Raw genomic sequence first — 15,486 nt, 5'->3', positions numbered from 1 at the left:
AGCGTCGGCCCGGACGCGCCCCGCCCTCGCGTGAGAGCGGGTTCCGGGCCGCCCTCGCGACCACCCGGCCAAGGGGCAGCGGTCTAATCGAAGAGGCGGTCGGCCACGGCGGCCTCGGCACGCAGCGCCTCGATGTTGGCGTCGATGCGCGAGCGCTGGAACTCGTTGAGGTCGAGGCCCGGGACGATGGTGCTGCGGCCGTTGTTCCCCACCGTCGGGAAGCCGAAGACCAGCCCCGGGTCAACGCCGTACTCGCCTGTCGACGGCTGGGCGACCGTGACCCAGCGGCCGTTGGAGCCGTGCACCCAGTCGCGCATGTGGTCGACGGCCGCGGAGGCGGCGGAGGCCGCGGAGGAGTGACCGCGGACCTCGATGATCTCGGCACCGCGCTTGGACACGCGCGGGATGAACTCGTTCTCGTACCAGCCGCGGTCGATGTCGCCGACGACGGACCTGCCGCCCACGGTGAGGAACTCGATGTCGGGGAACTGGGTGTCGGAGTGGTTGCCCCACACGATCATCCCGTTGATCTGCGCCGCGGGCACGCCCAGCCTGTCCGAGAGCATGGAGACGCTGCGGTTGTGGTCCAGCCGCATCAGGGCGTTGAAGCGGTCCGCGGGGACGTCCGGGGCAGCCTTCGAGGCGATGTAGGCGTTGGTGTTGGCGGGATTGCCCACCACGAGCACGCGGACATCATCCGCGGCACCCTCGTTGATGGCGCGGCCCTGGCCGATGAAGATCTTGCCGTTGGCGGAGAGGAGGTCGTCCCGGGACTCGCCCTTGCCGCGGGGCTTCGCGCCGACGAGGAAGGCCGCGTTGACGCCGTCGAAGCCCTTCTTCTGGTCGTCGGTGACGGTGACATTGTTGACCAGCGGGAAGGCGGAGTCCGCGAGCTCCATGGCGACACCCTCTGTAGCACCCACGTGCGTGGGAACCTCGAGCAGGGTGAGGTCGACCTTGCGGTCCTTGCCGAAGACGTCGCCGGAGGCGATGCGCCAGAGCAGGGAGTAGGCGATGTTGCCGGCGGCACCGGTGACGGTCACCTTTACCGGCGCAGTTGAAGTGGTCTGTAGGTTGTCCATGACTGATACCTCCGGGTGACGGGTGCTTTTTCTATCGAATTATAGACGTTTCCTCCGGGCCCGGTCCGGGGAAAACCGGATGCCCGGGGCCCCGGAACCACACCCCCGGTCGCCTTGGCCGCCCGGAAACACCCCCGGTTTCCGGAGGGCCGGGTCCCCTTTCCGGCGGGAACGACCCGCCGGGGGGCGCCGAGACCCCCTATCGAGGGAGAAAATCGGTTCCCCCGCCCACATTCCGCGCCCGATTGGTGCACCATTGGAGAAAAGCGGGCGCACCGTACAGCCCTGCCATCGGCGGATGCCCGATGCCTGCCGTCGCCGGCCCCCACCGGGCTCGCCGCCCCCTTCTCACAAGCACCAAGGAGCCAACTTGACCGATTCACCCCGGAGCCCGGTTCGCGGCGCGGGTTCCCCTCCACCCTCGGGGAGCACCCCGGTTTCCGCCGGCACCCCCGATGCCCGAGGTTCACGCGACGACGCGGAAGCCGCCGTCGAAGCGGCCCTCACCGCCTTCGCACGGGACGGCTACGCCCCCACCAAGCTGGGGACCCTCTCGGAGGAGTCGGGTGTGTCCAAGCGCATGCTCCACTACCACTTCGGCGACAAACAGGGGCTCTACCGAGCCGCCATGTCGCGCGCCGTGAACCTTCTCATCCCCCCGCCGGAAGTTCTCAACCGTTCCTACACGGTGCCGGTGGAGGGGGTGCGCCGCTTCGTGGACGCGATCTTCCACCGCTTCCTGCAGAACCCGGACGCCGCCCGTCTGGTCATCAGGGAAAACCTCGACCCGGTGCTCGACAAGGGATCCACGCTCGACATCGACGAGGTCTCGGAGGTTGTCCTGCACATCGAGCGCCTCCTTCTGCTCGGTCAGGACTCGGGAGCCTTCCGCCCGGACATCTCGGCGGAGGACATCCTCGTGATGGTCTGCTCCCTGTGCATGTTCCGGGAGAGCAACAGCGAGATCGCCTGGCGCATCACCCGCGTCGACATGCGTACGCAGCGCAACATCGAGGGCCTGCGCCGCATGACCATCGACGCGGTGCTCGCGTTTCTCACGTCCAACATCCCCGCCTCCGGCTACGAGAGTTACGCCGAGCCGGACCCGGCACCGGTCCAGGCGGTGGTCTCCGCCGACGACGTCTACGACATCAACAACGTGTACTAGGGCGCCGCTTGGCGACACCCTAGTGCGCGCCTAGGCGGACTTCTGCTCCTTCTTGGCGACGTACTCCGGGTCGGCCTCGCCGCGCACGACAGCGCCGGTGACCACGACTTCCTCGACATCGTCTCGGTCCGGCAGGTCGTACATGATGGGTACGAGCAGCTCCTCCATGATCGCGCGCAGGCCGCGCGCGCCCGTCTTGCGCTCTGCGGCCTTGTCCGCGATCAGGCCGAGGGCCTCGTCGGTGAGCGTGAGCCGGGCCCCGTCCATGGCGAAGAGCCGCTCGTACTGCTTGACCAGTGAATTCTTCGGTTCCTTCAGCACGCGCACGAGGGAGGCGCGGTCGAGGTCCTCCACGTTGGCGAGGATCGGCAGGCGGCCGATGAACTCGGGGATGAGCCCGAACTTCACCAGGTCACCGGGCTGCACCTGCGCGAGAAGGTTCGCCTCGTCGCGCTTGCTCTTCGAGTCGATTTCGGCGCCGAAGCCGATGCCCTTCTTGCCCACCCGCTCCGCGATGACCTTGTCCAGGCCCGCGAAGGCGCCGGCCACGATGAAAAGGATGTTCGTCGTGTCCAGCTGGATGAACTCCTGGTTCGGGTGCTTGCGCCCGCCCTGCGGCGGGACGGAGGCGACGGTGCCCTCGAGTATCTTCAGCAGAGCCTGCTGCACTCCCTCGCCGGAGACGTCACGGGTGATGGACGGGTTCTCCGACTTCCGCGAAATCTTGTCCACCTCGTCGACGTAGATGATGCCGTTCTGGGCGCGGTTGACGTCGAAGTCCGCGGCCTGCAGCAGCTTGAGAAGGATGTTCTCCACGTCCTCGCCCACGTAGCCGGCCTCGGTCAGGCTCGTGGCGTCCGCAATGGCGAAGGGCACGTTGAGCATGCGGGCCAGCGTCTGGGCGAGGTAGGTCTTGCCGGAGCCCGTGGGCCCGAGCAGGAGGATGTTGGATTTGGCGATCTCCACGTCGTCGTCACGCTTGCGTCCCGCACCGGCCAGAGACTCGGCCCGGATGCGCTTGTAGTGGTTGTAGACCGCCACGGCAAGAGTGCGCTTCGCGGCGTCCTGGCCGATCACGTACTGGTCGAGGAACGAGGTGATCTCGGACGGGCGGGGCAACCGGTCCTCCTCGGGGGACTGCGAGCCCTCGGAACCGGAGAGCTCCTCCTCGATGATTTCGTTGCACAGTTCGATGCACTCGTCGCAGATGTAGACACCGCCGCCGGCGATGAGCTTGCGCACCTGCTTCTGGCTCTTCCCGCAGAACGAGCACTTGAGCAGGTCGGAACTGTCTTGAGTGACTGCCATGTAAGTGATGTACTCCAGCTTCTACGATCTCGGCACCTGAACGGGTCTTTCCCGGATTCTAGTGGCCACGGGCCCGGCGTGGGGCGCGCACCGGCGGTAGTCCGCGCAACGCCCCGCACAGACCGGGTATTCCCTCCCCCGGTGCACCCCGCACACTCCCCGCGGCACGGCGGCACCGTTAGGGGGACAATGGAACCCTGCGGCCGGCGGGCCCGTGGACGTGGAGACCCACCATACTTCATGGCACAGCCTTTTCCCGCGACGGCCGCCCGCCAGCGACAACGAATAAGAAGGAGCACCCATGGCACACACGACCATCCTCAACGCAGAGGAGTTCGGAGACCCGTCCAACGACAACGTTGTGGTCCTCCTCGGATCCATTGCCACCACCCGCGAGATCTGGGAGAAGCAGATTCCGGCCCTCGAGGGCACCCACCGGGTGATCGCCCTCGACCACCTCGGCCACGGTTCCTCACCGCGATCGGACGCCGCCCCGGGTGAAACCACCGTCGACGACCTTGCCGCGAACGTCCTCGCCACCCTTGACGGGCTGGGCGTGGGTTCCTTCGCCGTCGTGGGGCTTTCGCTGGGCGGGGCGCTCGCCCAGTACCTCGCCGCCACCTCCCCGCGCGTGACGCGCGCCGCCATCTGCGCCACGGCGACTTTCCTCGGCGGCGAGGAGCGGTGGCGGAAGCGCACCGCGATCGCCCGGGAGAAGGGCATGGGAGCGCTTGCCGACGGCATGGTGGAGAACTGGTTCACCGAGCCCTTCCGAACCGCCCACTCCGGCGAGGCCGACCGCGTGCGCAGCATGATCCTCGGCATCGACGCCGAGGGATTCGCCCAGAACGGCGACGCGCTGGCGGGCTGGGATTTCGGGCACCGCCTGGGCGAGATCACCTGCCCGGTGCTCACCATCGCCGGCCGCGACGACCCGTCCACCGGGCCCGAGCAGCTGGAGAAGATCGCCGCAGGCGTGTCCGGCCCCGCGGAGTCGGTTATTGTCTCTCCCGGCTCGCACCAGGTGGCGGTGGAAAACCCGGCCGATTTCAACGCCGCGCTGACCCGTTTCCTCAACGCCTAGGCCCGTAGACGGCGGTTGCACTCCCGCCACGCGTCCGGAATGGCCCGGATAATGTCCCCTGCCGTGGTGGGGGCACCGTCGGCGGCGAGGGCCGCGGCGACCGCGTAGAGGGCAACGGCGTCGTCCGGGGATGCCCCGCACCTCTCCTCCTCGGCCGCGACCCGCGGGTGATCCGCCAGGAACGTTTCGTACGATACCTCCATTCGGGCCAGCGATGAGGCCATCATTCCGATCAGCACGTCCCGGCCACCCGGGGTGTCAACCCACTGCACGCCCGCATCGTGGACGGTCCAAATCCCGGGTGGGACGCCGGGAACACCGCTGTCGGTGTCCCGCTCCGCGTGCAGGAGCGGCTGGACCACGAGGGTGCGCTCCCCCGGCACGACAATCACGGCCTTTTCCTCCCAGCCCCTGTGCAGGGCCTGGTCGCGGGAGAGACCGTCGACCAGGAGGACCCGGCCAAACTGACCCGAAATCTCGTCGCCGCGCACGTGGATCCGGGCGGGGCCGTAAGCGCAGCTACCCGGAATGTCAGCGTCGATGAGCACCGCGCCGGCGCCCTCCCGAAGCGCGGCTTTCGCCCGCAGGCGGCCGACGGGTGCCCCGTCCGCGATGGCCACCGAGGCGCGCGGGTCGACTGTGTCAGGAAGAAATGCCGCAGCCCCCAGCCGAGTGTCCAGCGGGTTCTTCCCCTGGGCGTAGCGCTCGTACTGGCCCAACAGATCCGGTTCAGCGCGCTTCCCGTCAGCGCCTGCGACGATGATGACCTGCCCGCTCGCGGAGTGCAGGGCGTGGGCGCTGACCATCGCACGTGGGGCAACCGTCACGTCGGCGCGCGCGTAGACCGGGACCCGGACGAACCAGTAGTCCTCATCGGGAGTGTTCGGGTCCTCCGACCTGACCACGCGCGTCCCCGCGTCGGCGGCCGTGTCGGGATCGATGCCGGCTGGTGTCCCCACCGACACCACGTGGGCACCCCACTGGGCCTGCCCGAACAGGGCGGCCTGGGCATCCGTCAGGGCGGAGGGTCCCAACGACTCGATGATCAGGCGGTACCCGTCGCAGGAGGGGACGTCGTCAAGCTGGCGTGTTTCTCCACCGGCTGGGCCGACGACATCGACGGGATGGCCCGCGCGGGCCAGGGATTCCGCCGCCGCGAGTGTCGCCGCAGCGTATGGCGAATTTCCGACCACCACAAGGACCCGGTCGCCGCGCGGCGATTTCGGGGACACCGCCAGCACTTTCTCGGCGGCCGAGAAGATCTCTTCGGCGAGGTCGGCGGGCACGCCCGCCTCGAGAACAGCCTGCGAGCTAGCGATGAGCCTCATGGGGCGATCCTAACCGCCCCGGGGAAGCTGTGAGGGCGGCGATGACCGTCGTTACGGGCACCGCCAGAGTCAGCCCGAGCGCCCCGACCGCAGAGCGGAGCAGTTCGGTGGCGACGACGTCGGAGGCGAGGACCTGCGTGAGCGGGCGGTTCACGGCCGCCAGCAGCAGCGTCATCGGCAGGGCCGCGCCGATGTAGGCCAGCACGAGCGTGTAGACCATGGAGGCGATGTGGTCGCGCCCCACCCGCATAGCCGAGGCGAAGAGGGTTGTGGGGCGGGCGCGGGGGTGGGCGCCGGCAAGCTCCGCGACCGTGGAGGCCTGCGCGACGGTGGCGTCGTTGAGCGCGCCAAGCGTACCGATGATGAAACCCGCGAGCATGAGCCCGGTCACGCTCACAGAGGGCAGGTAGAGCTGAATGAGCAGGTTGGAGTCATCACCCAGTCCCCGAAGATGCGCCGTGCCTATCGCGGCGCGCGCGAGGCCGGCCGACGCCGCCAGGGAAACCAGGGTTCCCCCGAGCGCCGCCGCGGCCTTCCAGTTCACCCCGTGAACCAGGAACATCACCGGGAAGAGGATCGCGGCTCCCGTGACCACGGCCAGCGGCACGGGAGGCCCGCCCCGCAGGAGCGCGGGAACGAGGAACACCCCGACCAGGCCGAGGGAGAGGGCAAGCCCGACGAGGGCGCGCACCCCGTGCCAGGCGGCCGCGCCCGCAATGACCGCCGCCGTCGCGGCGAGCCACGCCCACAGGGGCACGGCGCGATCCATGTCCAGAAACCCGTACGTTGCAACCCCGTCCGCGGACGAGCCGCCGCCGAGGAGGACGCGGTCGCCGCGCACAAGCGCGGGCTCACCCGCCTGCCCGGATGTCTGCAGCACGGCGGTGCGCCCGGTGTCCGGGCCCTCCCCGATCCGCACGAGGGCGGTGGAGCACTCCCCGTCCCGGGGGATGTGCGGCAGGGAGTCAGCGTCGAACACCCGCCCCACCACGGGCGAGGAGCACCCGGAAGGAAATGCGTCCGTCACCTGGCCCCTCACGGCCTCCACCGCCACCGCCTGCGACGCAGCGAAACCGGGTGCCGGGCGGGGCGCCTCCCCGCGCGGCCACAGGACCGCGAGCCCCACAACGGTGAGCGCGAAAGCCGCGGCCAGCGCGGCAGCGAGGATCCTCTACGCGAGGTTACCACCCCCTTCGGTCGCGGCATGACGACCCATTTCACCACTCTCCCTCAGCTACAGGGCCTTTCTAATGACAATCGTTGTCAATAATAACGGCATACGCCCCGGAGCGGGCGGCGGGGCGTCGATAAGCGCACAGCAAAAACCCGCCATCCCCGTGGCGGGGAGGCGGGTGCGGTTGCGACCGTGGCTAGCGGTTCAGCTTGCGGTAGTCGAAGACCTGGTCGATGATGCCGTACTCGACAGCCTCCTGCGCCGTAAGGATCTTGTCGCGGTCGGTGTCGATGCGGATCTGCTCCGCGGTGCGGCCCGTGTGCTCGGACAGGGTGTCCTCCATCAGGCGGCGCATGCGCTCGATCTCGGCGGCCTGGATCTCCAGGTCGGACACCTGGCCCTGCGTGCCCTGCGTTGCCGGCTGGTGGATCAGCACGCGCGAGTTCGGCAGCGCGGCGCGCTTGCCCGGGGCGCCGGCGGCGAGGATCACCGCGGCGGCGGAGGCGGCCTGGCCCAGGCAGACGGTCTGCACGTCGGGTCGGACGTACTGCATGGTGTCGTAGATCGCCATCAGCGCGGTGAAGGACCCGCCCGGGGAGTTGATGTACATGGTGATGTCGCGGTCCGGGTCCTGGGACTCGAGGACCAGCAGCTGGGCCATGACGTCGTTGGCCGAGGTGTCGTCGACCTGGGTGCCGAGGAAGACGATGCGCTCCTCGAAAAGCTTGCCGTAGGGGTCGATCTGCTTGGTGCCGAAGGAGGTCTCCTCCAGGAACTGCGGCAGGACGTAACGGGAGTTAGGCATTTGGAAAGACATGTGCAGGTGTGCTCCTCTTCTGCTCAGTTCTGGTTAGTTGGAGATCTCGCCCTGGGCGTGCATGATCACGTGGTCGACGATGCCGTACTCCTGGGCCTCGCGGGCGGTGAACCAGCGGTCGCGGTCGGAGTCCTTGGTCACCTGCTCGAAGGTCTGGCCCGTGTGCTCCGCGATCAGCTCCGCCATCTCGCGCTTGGTCTGGGCGAACTGCTCGGCCTGGATGGCGATGTCGGCCGCGGTGCCGCCGACGCCCGCGGAGGGCTGGTGCATCATGATGCGCGCGTGCGGCAGGGCGTAGCGCTTGCCCTTGGTGCCGCCGGAGAGCAGGAACTGGCCCATCGATGCCGCCAGGCCCATGCCGTAGGTGGCGATGTCGCACGGCGAGTACTTCATCGTGTCGTAAATCGCCATGCCGGCGGTGACGGAGCCGCCCGGCGAGTTGATGTAGAGCGAGATGTCGCGCGTCGGATCTTCCGCGGAGAGCAGCAGGATCTGGGCGCAGAGCTTGTTGGCGATGTCGTCGTCGACCTGCTGGCCGAGGAAGATAATGCGCTCGCGCAGCAGGCGCTCGTAGACGGAGTCGCCGAGGTTGAGACCGGGTTGCGGAGTGGTCATTGTGAGCTCCTTTTACTAATCAGTTCTTCGGACAATGCCACCACACTACTCGGGCTCCGCTGCGGGATGGACCGTGTTCGCTACCGGCGTACGAGCGCAAAAGTTGCGCCACGCAGCGCGCTTGACGACGCCAAAAAGGCCCGCCCGGGTTCTTCCTGGGCGGGCCGGTCGGGCGAGGCGCTACTTGTCCTCGGCGGTGGTGTCCCCGGAAGTGGTGTCTTCGTCCTCGATGTCACCGAAGAACTCGTTCGGGTCGATCTCGGCGCCGTTCTCGTCCTTGACGGAGGTGCGGGAGATGGCGGCGGCCAGCGCCTTGCCGCGGCGAACGTCGGCGAAGAGGTTCGCGATCTGGCCGGACTGCTGCAGCTGCGCGACGAACTGGTTCGGGTCCATCCCGTAGGACTGCGCGGTGAACAGGATGTGGTCGGTGAGCTCCTGCTGGGAGACCTCCGGCTGCTCCTTGTCGGCCACGGCATCCAGGAAGAGCTGGGTGCGCACGGACTCCTCAGCCTGCTCGCGGGACTGCTTGTCAAACTCCTCGCGGGTGGTGCCCTGCGCCTCGAGCAGCTGCGCAAGCGCGTTCTCGTCGTGGGCGAGCTGGCCCAGGATCTGGTGGAGGCTGTTGTGGACCTGCTCCTCGACGATGGACTCCGGCAGGGCGAACTCGGACTTGGCGAGGGCCGCCTTCAGCACCTCGTCGCGGATGTCGGCGGCCTGCTGAGCCTTCTTCGACTCCTCCAACTGGCCGCGGGTGGACTCGCGCAGCTCCTCGACGGTGTCGAACTCGGAGGCCATCTGGGCGAAGTCGTCGTCGAGCTCCGGGAGCTTGCGCTCCTTGGTCTGCTGGACGCGCACCTTCACGGTGGCTTCCTTGTCCTTGTGCTCGCCGTGCATGAGCTTGGCGGTGAACTCGTTCTCCTCGCCGGCCTTCATGCCGCGCAGGGCCTTGTCGAGGCCCTTGATCAGGTCGTCGGAGCCGACCTCGTAGGACAGGCCCTCGGTGGAGGCGTCCTCGACCTTCTCGCCGTCAACCTCGGCGTCGAGATCAATCACCGCGTAGTCACCGGTCTTGAGCTTGCGCTTGGTCTCCTGCAGCTCGCCGAAGCGACCCCGCAGGTTCTCCAGCTCCTCGTCCACGGCGGCGTCGTCGACGGACACGGCCGGGACGGTCACGGAAATGTCGGAGAAGTCCGGCACCTCAATCTCGGGGCGGACGTCGACCTCGGCGGTGAACTCGACGACGTCGTTGTCCTCGATCTTCGTGATCTCGATCTCCGGCTGGCCCAGCGGGTTCAGGTCGTTCTCGACGACGGCCTGCTCGTAGCGGGTCGGCAGCATGTCGTTGACGACCTGCTCGAGGATGGGGCCGCGGCCGATCCGGGCGTCGATAAGCTGGCGCGGGGCCTTGCCACGGCGGAATCCGGGGATGTTCACCTGCTGCGAGATCGCGGCGTAGGCCTGGTCGATTTCCTTGCCGAGCTCGTCGAACGGAACGTTGACGGTCAGCTTCACGCGGGTGTCGCTGAGCTTATCGACGGAAGTCTTCACGGGTAACTCCTGTAATGATCGGGTAGATGTTAAGTCTGTGTCGGCGGCAAGGCCCGCTATCGCTAGCGGGCCTTTCCTTTGTCGGGGCGACAGGATTTGAACCTGCGACCCCCTGCTCCCAAAGCAGGTGCGCTACCAAGCTGCGCCACGCCCCGTTTTCCGGGCAGCAAGCCGTGGCTGGCTCACCGGCAACCGATTGTAGCGTGGGCGTGGAACACGACTTCGGATGGGGGCCGGATGCTGCTGTCCCGCCACCCCTCGCACCCAGGCCGCCCACGAAAAAACCGGCCCCTGGGGGGCCGGCCACATCTGGAGGGAATGACGGGAATCGAACCCGCGTCTTCAGCTTGGAAGGCTGAGGTATTAGCCACTATACGACATTCCCACAGCGCCCTGACTGCGTCAGCGCTTCCACCACTTTATCCCATCGCCTCCCCGCCGCCAAAACAATTTTCGCCTCCCCACCGGACCCCCACGGAACAAAGCACCCGCCTTCCCCGTTGATCCTGTGAGAAACCCGGGCAGAACATTCGCCCCAACCAGGAAGGTATTTCCCACCGTGCTCACACTTCTCCTCCTCATCGGACTCGGCTTCGGCGCGAGCTACATGATCAACAACCGCCGCGCCACGGGCTCACGCAAGCAGCTCGACCAGCAGAGCCTTGATGACGCCCTCGCGGACGCCCGGCACTGGACCGACCGTCTCGGATCGCAGGTCCTCAACATCTCCGGCAACGACACCGCCTCCTCCCAGGCGATGGCCGACGCGAGCGAGCGCTTCAACGCCGCCTCCGCGGCCCTGAGCGAGGCCCGCACGGTGCGCCAGGCCCAGCTCGCCCGCGAGGCAGCGCTGGAGGGCCTGCACTACGTCAACGCGGCCCGCGAGATCATGGGCATGCCGGCCGGCCCCCAGCTCCCCGAGCTGGAGGGCCAGCGCAAGGCGGGCCGGGTGACCGAGGAGCGCACGATCCGCGAGGACGACGGCAGCACCATCACCGCATCCCCCTACGCCACCGACCGCACCCCGCACTACTACCCCGGCGGTGCCGTGGCGGGACGGCCGGTCCCGGCCGGCTGGTACTCGGCCGCGTGGTGGGCCCCGGCCATGATGACGGGCATGTGGGCCGCCAGCTCGATGATGCTCTATTCCTCCATGTTCGCGGGAATGGCGGGCGTACCCAGCGGCCAGGAGTTCGCGGCGGGTGACTTCGGCGGCGACGCCGGTGACATGGGCGGCGGAGACTTCGGCGATGCGGACGGCGGGGACTTCGGCGGCGACATGGGCGGCGGCGACGACGGTTTCTTCGGCGACGGCGGCGGGTTCGACTTCGGGGGCGACGGGGGCTTCGACTTCGGGGGATTCGACTTCTAACACCACCTCCGCAGGCTTTTTCCGTGTAAGCGTGACGGTATTGCTACGGTATTGCTTTCGTCGCTCCGATTTAGCTCTAGGGGCCGCCCCTCCGGCCGGCTGGTACTCCTCCCGGTCCCGGGAGCGCGCCGAGGAAACGCGCCGAGGAAACGGGGTCTGGCCCCTCGATGACAAGCTGCTCTACAACAACATGTTCCCGGAGTTGGCCGCCACCCTCCCGCCGGACGGGACCGAGGGGGGCGACCCGCTTGGCAGCCGCGTGAGGTTCAGCTGGCACTCGGGGGCTGAGTCGCGTCCGTGGTGACGCGGGTGAGCCCGCCCCCACTCCACGCAAAGACGCAGGCTCCCCGCCTGCGTCTTTTTGTGCGTCGATAAGCGAAAATGTAACACTGCGCGCTTGGACATGCGAATAGTTGCGTGGCTCACATCGCCTGGATACCCTGAAGTATCGCTCAATCCACGGCGCAGTAAAACGCGACCCGACCCACGGAAAGGCCCCGCCATGGCTCACCTGAACACACGAATCACCGACATGCTCGGCATCGAGCACCCGATCATCCAGGGCGGCATGCAATGGGTGGGCAAGGCGGAGCTCGCCTCCGCAGTGTCGAACGCGGGCGGGCTGGGCATTCTCACGTCGCTGACGCAACCGACGCCGGAGGACCTGGGCAAGGAGATCGACCGCTGCAGGGAGATGACGGACAAGCCCTTCGGAGTCAACCTGACCATCCTGCCGACGATCACCCCGCCGCCCTACGCCGAGTACCTGCGCGTGGCGGTGGAGAAGGGCGTGAAGATCGTCGAGACGGCCGGGGCCAACCCGGCGGACTTCGTGCCCACGCTCAAGGAGGCGGGGGTCACGGTGATCCACAAGTGCACCTCCGTGCGCCACGCGATCAGCGCCCAGAGCAAGGGCGTGGACATCCTCTCCATCGACGGTTTCGAGTGCGCGGGACACCCGGGCGAGGACGACGTCCCGGGCCTGATCCTCATGCCGGCCGCCGCTGACCACCTGAACGTCCCCTTCGTCGCGTCCGGTGGCATCGCGGACGGCCGCGGGCTCGCCGCCGCGCTCGCCCTCGGGGCGGAGGGCGTCAACATGGGCACCCGCTTCCTCTGCACCGAGGAGGCCCCCGTGCACCGCAAGGTCAAGGAGGAGATCGTCAACCGCACCGAGCGCGACACGGAGCTCATTTTGCGCACCCTGAACAACACCTCCCGCGTGGCCACCAACGGCGTGTCCCGCGAGGTGGTGGAAAAGCTCAACCAGGGTGCGCAGTTCCCCGAGATCCGCGACCTCGTCGCGGGCGCGCGCGGGCGCCAAGTCTACGAGACCGGAGATGTCGAGGCGGGCATCTGGACGGTCGGCCAGTGCCAGGGCCTGATCAAGGACATCCCCACCTGCGCCGAGCTGCTGCCGCGCATCGTGGACGAGGCCGTGGAGATCATCCAGTCCCGCCTCGCCGGTTTCGTGGCGCAGTAGGCGGCCCACGTGGACACCTCCCTCGCCCGCGGCATCATCTCGGCCACCGTCGACGGGCCGGTCGCGGCCATCACGATCGCCAACCCCGCGAAACGCAACGCGTTGGAGCCGGAGTCCTACCGGGTAATCGGTGACCTCGTGCGCTCCGCCGGCAACGACCCCGGCATTCGCGGTGTCGTCATCACCGGCGACAGCGCCGCATTCAGTTCCGGCATGGACCTCGCCGCCTTCTCCGGGGTGGACGTGCCCGGTGAGCCCGGCGTCGTAGAAACGATGGTGGATATCGAGTACATGGCCACCGCGATCACCCGGGCGCCTGTACCCGTCATAGCCGCCGTCGAGGGGGCGTGCGCCGGCATCGGCGCATCGCTGTGTTTCCTCTGCGACCTCATCGTCGCCGGCGAGAGCGCGTTCTTCACCATCCCCTTCACCGCCATCGGCCTCATGCCGGACGGCGGCGCGGTGGCCACGCTCAGCGCTTCCGTGGGCCGCCACCGGGCGATGCAGATGGCCCTCCTGCACTCGCGCATCCCCGCCGAGCAGGCCCGGCAGTACGGGCTGGTCGCGGAGGTCGCAGCGGGTGCCCGTGAACGGGCCGTGGAGATCACCCGAGGTTTCGCCGCCTCGCCCCGCGAGGCACTCGCCCGGACCAAGGCGGCGGTCAACCGCGCCAGCCTGGCGCAGCTCCCGCAGGCCCTGGAGACGGAGGCGGCCGTGCAGACCCGGTTGCTGGGCACCCCCGAGCACGCCGAGGGCGTCGCCGCGTTCATCGAGCACCGGCCGCCACGTTTCCGCTGAGCGGCGGGTCACCCGCCGGACGCGGTGGCGTCCCCGGGCGGTAGAATCTGGGCGTCGTAAGGCGAATACGCCTAGCAAGCGTCGAGTAAAGGAGCCGCGATGCGCATAGCCGTGTTGCTGAAGGAAGTCCCGGACACGTACAGCGACCGCGAGATGAACCTCGAGACCGGGCTCACCGACCGCACCGGCGATGTCGTCGCGGACGAGGTGGGTGAACGCGCCGTTGAGGCGGCGCTGCGCATCGCGGAGAAGAACGAGGGCTCGGTGGTGGAGCTCATTACCGTCGGGCCCGAGTCAGCTGCCGGCAGCATCCGCAAGGGCATCGCGATGGGTGCCACCGAGGCGTACATCATTTCCGACGACGCCCTCGTCGGCGCCGATGTCACCCTCACCGCGGAGGCGCTGGCTGCGGCGATCCGGGCGCATGACTACGACCTCGTGGTCGCCGGCACCGCATCCTCCGACGGCGGCGGTGGCGTCATGGCCCCGCTGCTCGGCGAACTGCTCGATTACCCCGCCCTGTCCAACCTCACCGAGCTCGAGGTCGACGGCTCCACCGTGCGCGCCACCCAGGCGGGTGACGGTGCCACCGTCGCGCTCGAGGCGGAGCTTCCGGCAGTTGTCGCGGTTTCGGACGAGTTCCCCAACGCCCGCTTCCCCAACTTCAAGGGCCTGATGGCCGCGAAGAAGAAGGAGCTGCACACGCTCACCCTCGCCGACCTCGGGGTCGATGCCGAGGACTGGTCGCGCGCCCGCTCCATCATGGTCTCCATCGACCGCCGCCCCGCCCGGGAGCGCGGGGAGATCATCGACGGCAACTCGCAAGCGGCCGGAAAGCTCGTCGACTTCCTCGAGAGCAGGGGCCTTCTGACAAGGAGCCGCGCATGACCTCCCCCACCAGCCCCACCAGCCCCACCAGCCCCGTCCTCGTCGTTCCGGACACCCCCTACGACGGCGCGGGCATCGACCTCGCCGCGGCAGAACTGATCGGTGCCGCCAGCGCCATCGGTGAGCCCGTCGTGCTCACCACCTCCGCAGATAACGCCGCCGAGCTCGGGCGCATGGGCGCGGCGCGGGTGCTCGTCGCTGACAACACGGGGGCATCGCTTGTCGACGCCACCGAGGCCGCCTTCGACCACCTCTACCCCGCCGCGGTGGTTTTCTCCCACACCGTCCGCGGGCGCGACACCGCCGCCCGTTTCTCCGTGCGCCACCGCAAGGCATTGCTCACCGACGTGGTGGGGTTGCGCCGCGACGAGGAGGGCGTGGTCACCGACCACTCCAACTACGGCGGCGCGTTCTCCTCCGTCGCCGCCGCCACGCACTCCGCGCCGGTGGTGACCGTGCGGCCGGGTTCCATCGACGCCCGCGCTGAGGCGGCCGAGCCCCGCGTGGAGACCATCGTCGTTGAGCCCACCGCCCGCCGCGCCGCGCGTGTCTTGTCCGCCACCCCGATGGAGCACACCTCCCCACGCCCCGACCTCGCCACCGCCGAGGCGGTCGTCGCCGGCGGCGTCTCCCTCGGTGACGCCGACAACTTTGAGGAGCTCGTGGGCGGGCTTGCCGACGCCCTCGGTGCCGCCGTCGGCGCCACCCGCTCCGCCGTGGACGAGGGGCAGGTCCCCCACGAGGCGCAGATTGGCCAGACAGGTGTCGTCGTCAGCCCGAAGCTTTACATCGGCGTGGGCATCTCGGGCGCGATCCAGCAC

The 15,486-nt window shown here is 68.5% G+C and carries 14 protein-coding genes and 2 tRNA genes; 7 read left to right on the top strand and 9 right to left on the bottom strand.

The genetic code is table 11. From position 1 onward, the window contains the following. Positions 1-83: 83 nt before the first annotated feature. On the bottom strand, positions 84-1,082 hold the full coding sequence (locus tag B3611_RS06550; protein ID WP_291314282.1) for a malate dehydrogenase: 999 nt from the start codon (positions 1,080-1,082) through the stop codon (positions 84-86). Between the two features lie 370 nt (positions 1,083-1,452). Here B3611_RS06550 and B3611_RS06545 point away from each other — a divergent pair, with 370 nt between their 5' ends. Beyond that, complete coding sequence (locus B3611_RS06545) at positions 1,453-2,250, top strand: TetR/AcrR family transcriptional regulator (protein ID WP_291314281.1); 798 nt, start codon at positions 1,453-1,455, stop codon at positions 2,248-2,250. Between the two features lie 30 nt (positions 2,251-2,280). On the opposite strand, the gene clpX is transcribed toward B3611_RS06545, so the two are convergent. Beyond that, entirely contained in the window at positions 2,281-3,558 is a 1,278-nt protein-coding gene (clpX, locus tag B3611_RS06540; protein ID WP_291314280.1) for an ATP-dependent Clp protease ATP-binding subunit ClpX, read from the bottom strand. A gap of 301 nt (positions 3,559-3,859) precedes the next feature. Here clpX and B3611_RS06535 point away from each other — a divergent pair, with 301 nt between their 5' ends. Continuing rightward, complete coding sequence (locus B3611_RS06535; RefSeq protein ID WP_291314279.1) at positions 3,860-4,642, top strand: alpha/beta fold hydrolase; 783 nt, start codon at positions 3,860-3,862, stop codon at positions 4,640-4,642. Here B3611_RS06535 and B3611_RS06530 read toward each other — a convergent pair. From B3611_RS06530 to B3611_RS06500, 7 genes are all read right to left on the bottom strand, one after another. Continuing rightward, a complete protein-coding gene (locus B3611_RS06530; RefSeq protein WP_291314278.1) occupies positions 4,639-5,970 on the bottom strand; it encodes a hypothetical protein in 1,332 nt (443 codons plus the stop codon). The two genes, B3611_RS06535 and B3611_RS06530, sit on opposite strands and share 4 nt — an antisense overlap. Beyond that, positions 5,954-6,997: a YibE/F family protein gene (locus B3611_RS06525; protein WP_291314277.1), complete on the bottom strand. Its 1,044-nt coding sequence runs from the start codon at positions 6,995-6,997 to the stop codon at positions 5,954-5,956. Before B3611_RS06525 ends, B3611_RS06530 begins: the two co-directional genes overlap by 17 nt. Before the next feature lie 343 nt (positions 6,998-7,340). Next, positions 7,341-7,967 (bottom strand): ATP-dependent Clp protease proteolytic subunit, encoded by a 627-nt coding sequence (locus B3611_RS06520; protein WP_291314317.1) that lies wholly within the window; start codon positions 7,965-7,967, stop codon positions 7,341-7,343. 27 nt (positions 7,968-7,994) lie between these two features. Further along, the gene (locus B3611_RS06515; protein ID WP_291314276.1) at positions 7,995-8,576 is read right to left on the bottom strand and encodes an ATP-dependent Clp protease proteolytic subunit; all 582 of its coding nucleotides are present in this window, start codon (positions 8,574-8,576) and stop codon (positions 7,995-7,997) included. 180 nt (positions 8,577-8,756) lie between these two features. Continuing rightward, positions 8,757-10,124 (bottom strand): trigger factor, encoded by a 1,368-nt coding sequence (gene tig, locus B3611_RS06510; protein ID WP_291314275.1) that lies wholly within the window; start codon positions 10,122-10,124, stop codon positions 8,757-8,759. 81 nt (positions 10,125-10,205) lie between these two features. Continuing rightward, positions 10,206-10,279: transfer RNA gene (locus tag B3611_RS06505), tRNA-Pro, on the bottom strand. 155 nt (positions 10,280-10,434) lie between these two features. Next, positions 10,435-10,509: transfer RNA gene (locus tag B3611_RS06500), tRNA-Gly, on the bottom strand. Positions 10,510-10,683: 174 nt separating this feature from the next. Between B3611_RS06500 and B3611_RS06495 the strand changes: the two genes are divergently transcribed. From B3611_RS06495 to B3611_RS06475, 5 genes are all read left to right on the top strand, one after another. Further along, positions 10,684-11,496 (top strand): DUF1542 domain-containing protein, encoded by an 813-nt coding sequence (locus tag B3611_RS06495; protein ID WP_291314274.1) that lies wholly within the window; start codon positions 10,684-10,686, stop codon positions 11,494-11,496. 403 nt (positions 11,497-11,899) lie between these two features. Then, complete coding sequence (locus B3611_RS06490) at positions 11,900-12,979, top strand: NAD(P)H-dependent flavin oxidoreductase (RefSeq protein ID WP_291314273.1); 1,080 nt, start codon at positions 11,900-11,902, stop codon at positions 12,977-12,979. A 9-nt stretch (positions 12,980-12,988) separates the two neighbouring features. Beyond that, positions 12,989-13,777, top strand: a complete 789-nt coding sequence (locus B3611_RS06485; protein ID WP_291314272.1) for an enoyl-CoA hydratase-related protein — start codon at positions 12,989-12,991, stop codon at positions 13,775-13,777. 99 nt (positions 13,778-13,876) lie between these two features. Continuing rightward, positions 13,877-14,665, top strand: coding sequence for an electron transfer flavoprotein subunit beta/FixA family protein (locus tag B3611_RS06480; RefSeq protein ID WP_291314271.1), 789 nt, complete (start codon positions 13,877-13,879; stop codon positions 14,663-14,665). Continuing rightward, positions 14,662-15,486, top strand: an 825-nt coding sequence (locus B3611_RS06475; RefSeq protein WP_291314270.1) for an electron transfer flavoprotein subunit alpha/FixB family protein, incomplete at its 3' end; no start/stop codon positions are given. The genes B3611_RS06480 and B3611_RS06475, both read left to right, overlap by 4 nt.

The sequence above is a fragment of the Corynebacterium sp. UBA2622 genome (genome assembly GCF_002339505.1).
Taxonomy (GTDB): Bacteria; Actinomycetota; Actinomycetes; order Mycobacteriales; family Mycobacteriaceae; genus Corynebacterium.
Note: the sequence above shows the minus strand (reverse complement) of the source record. Positions and strands in the feature narration are given on the sequence as shown.

What these genes read in the sequence shown, in the direction of transcription:
- B3611_RS06550 (WP_291314282.1), bottom strand. Translation starts at nt 1,082, where the DNA reads ATGGACAACCTACAGACCACTTCAACTGCGCCGGTAAAGGTGACCGTC.
- clpX (WP_291314280.1), bottom strand. Translation starts at nt 3,558, where the DNA reads ATGGCAGTCACTCAAGACAGTTCCGACCTGCTCAAGTGCTCGTTCTGC.
- B3611_RS06535 (WP_291314279.1), top strand. Translation starts at nt 3,860, where the DNA reads ATGGCACACACGACCATCCTCAACGCAGAGGAGTTCGGAGACCCGTCC.
- B3611_RS06530 (WP_291314278.1), bottom strand. Translation starts at nt 5,970, where the DNA reads ATGAGGCTCATCGCTAGCTCGCAGGCTGTTCTCGAGGCGGGCGTGCCC.
- B3611_RS06515 (WP_291314276.1), bottom strand. Translation starts at nt 8,576, where the DNA reads ATGACCACTCCGCAACCCGGTCTCAACCTCGGCGACTCCGTCTACGAG.
- B3611_RS06490 (WP_291314273.1), top strand. Translation starts at nt 11,900, where the DNA reads ATGCGAATAGTTGCGTGGCTCACATCGCCTGGATACCCTGAAGTATCG.
- B3611_RS06480 (WP_291314271.1), top strand. Translation starts at nt 13,877, where the DNA reads ATGCGCATAGCCGTGTTGCTGAAGGAAGTCCCGGACACGTACAGCGAC.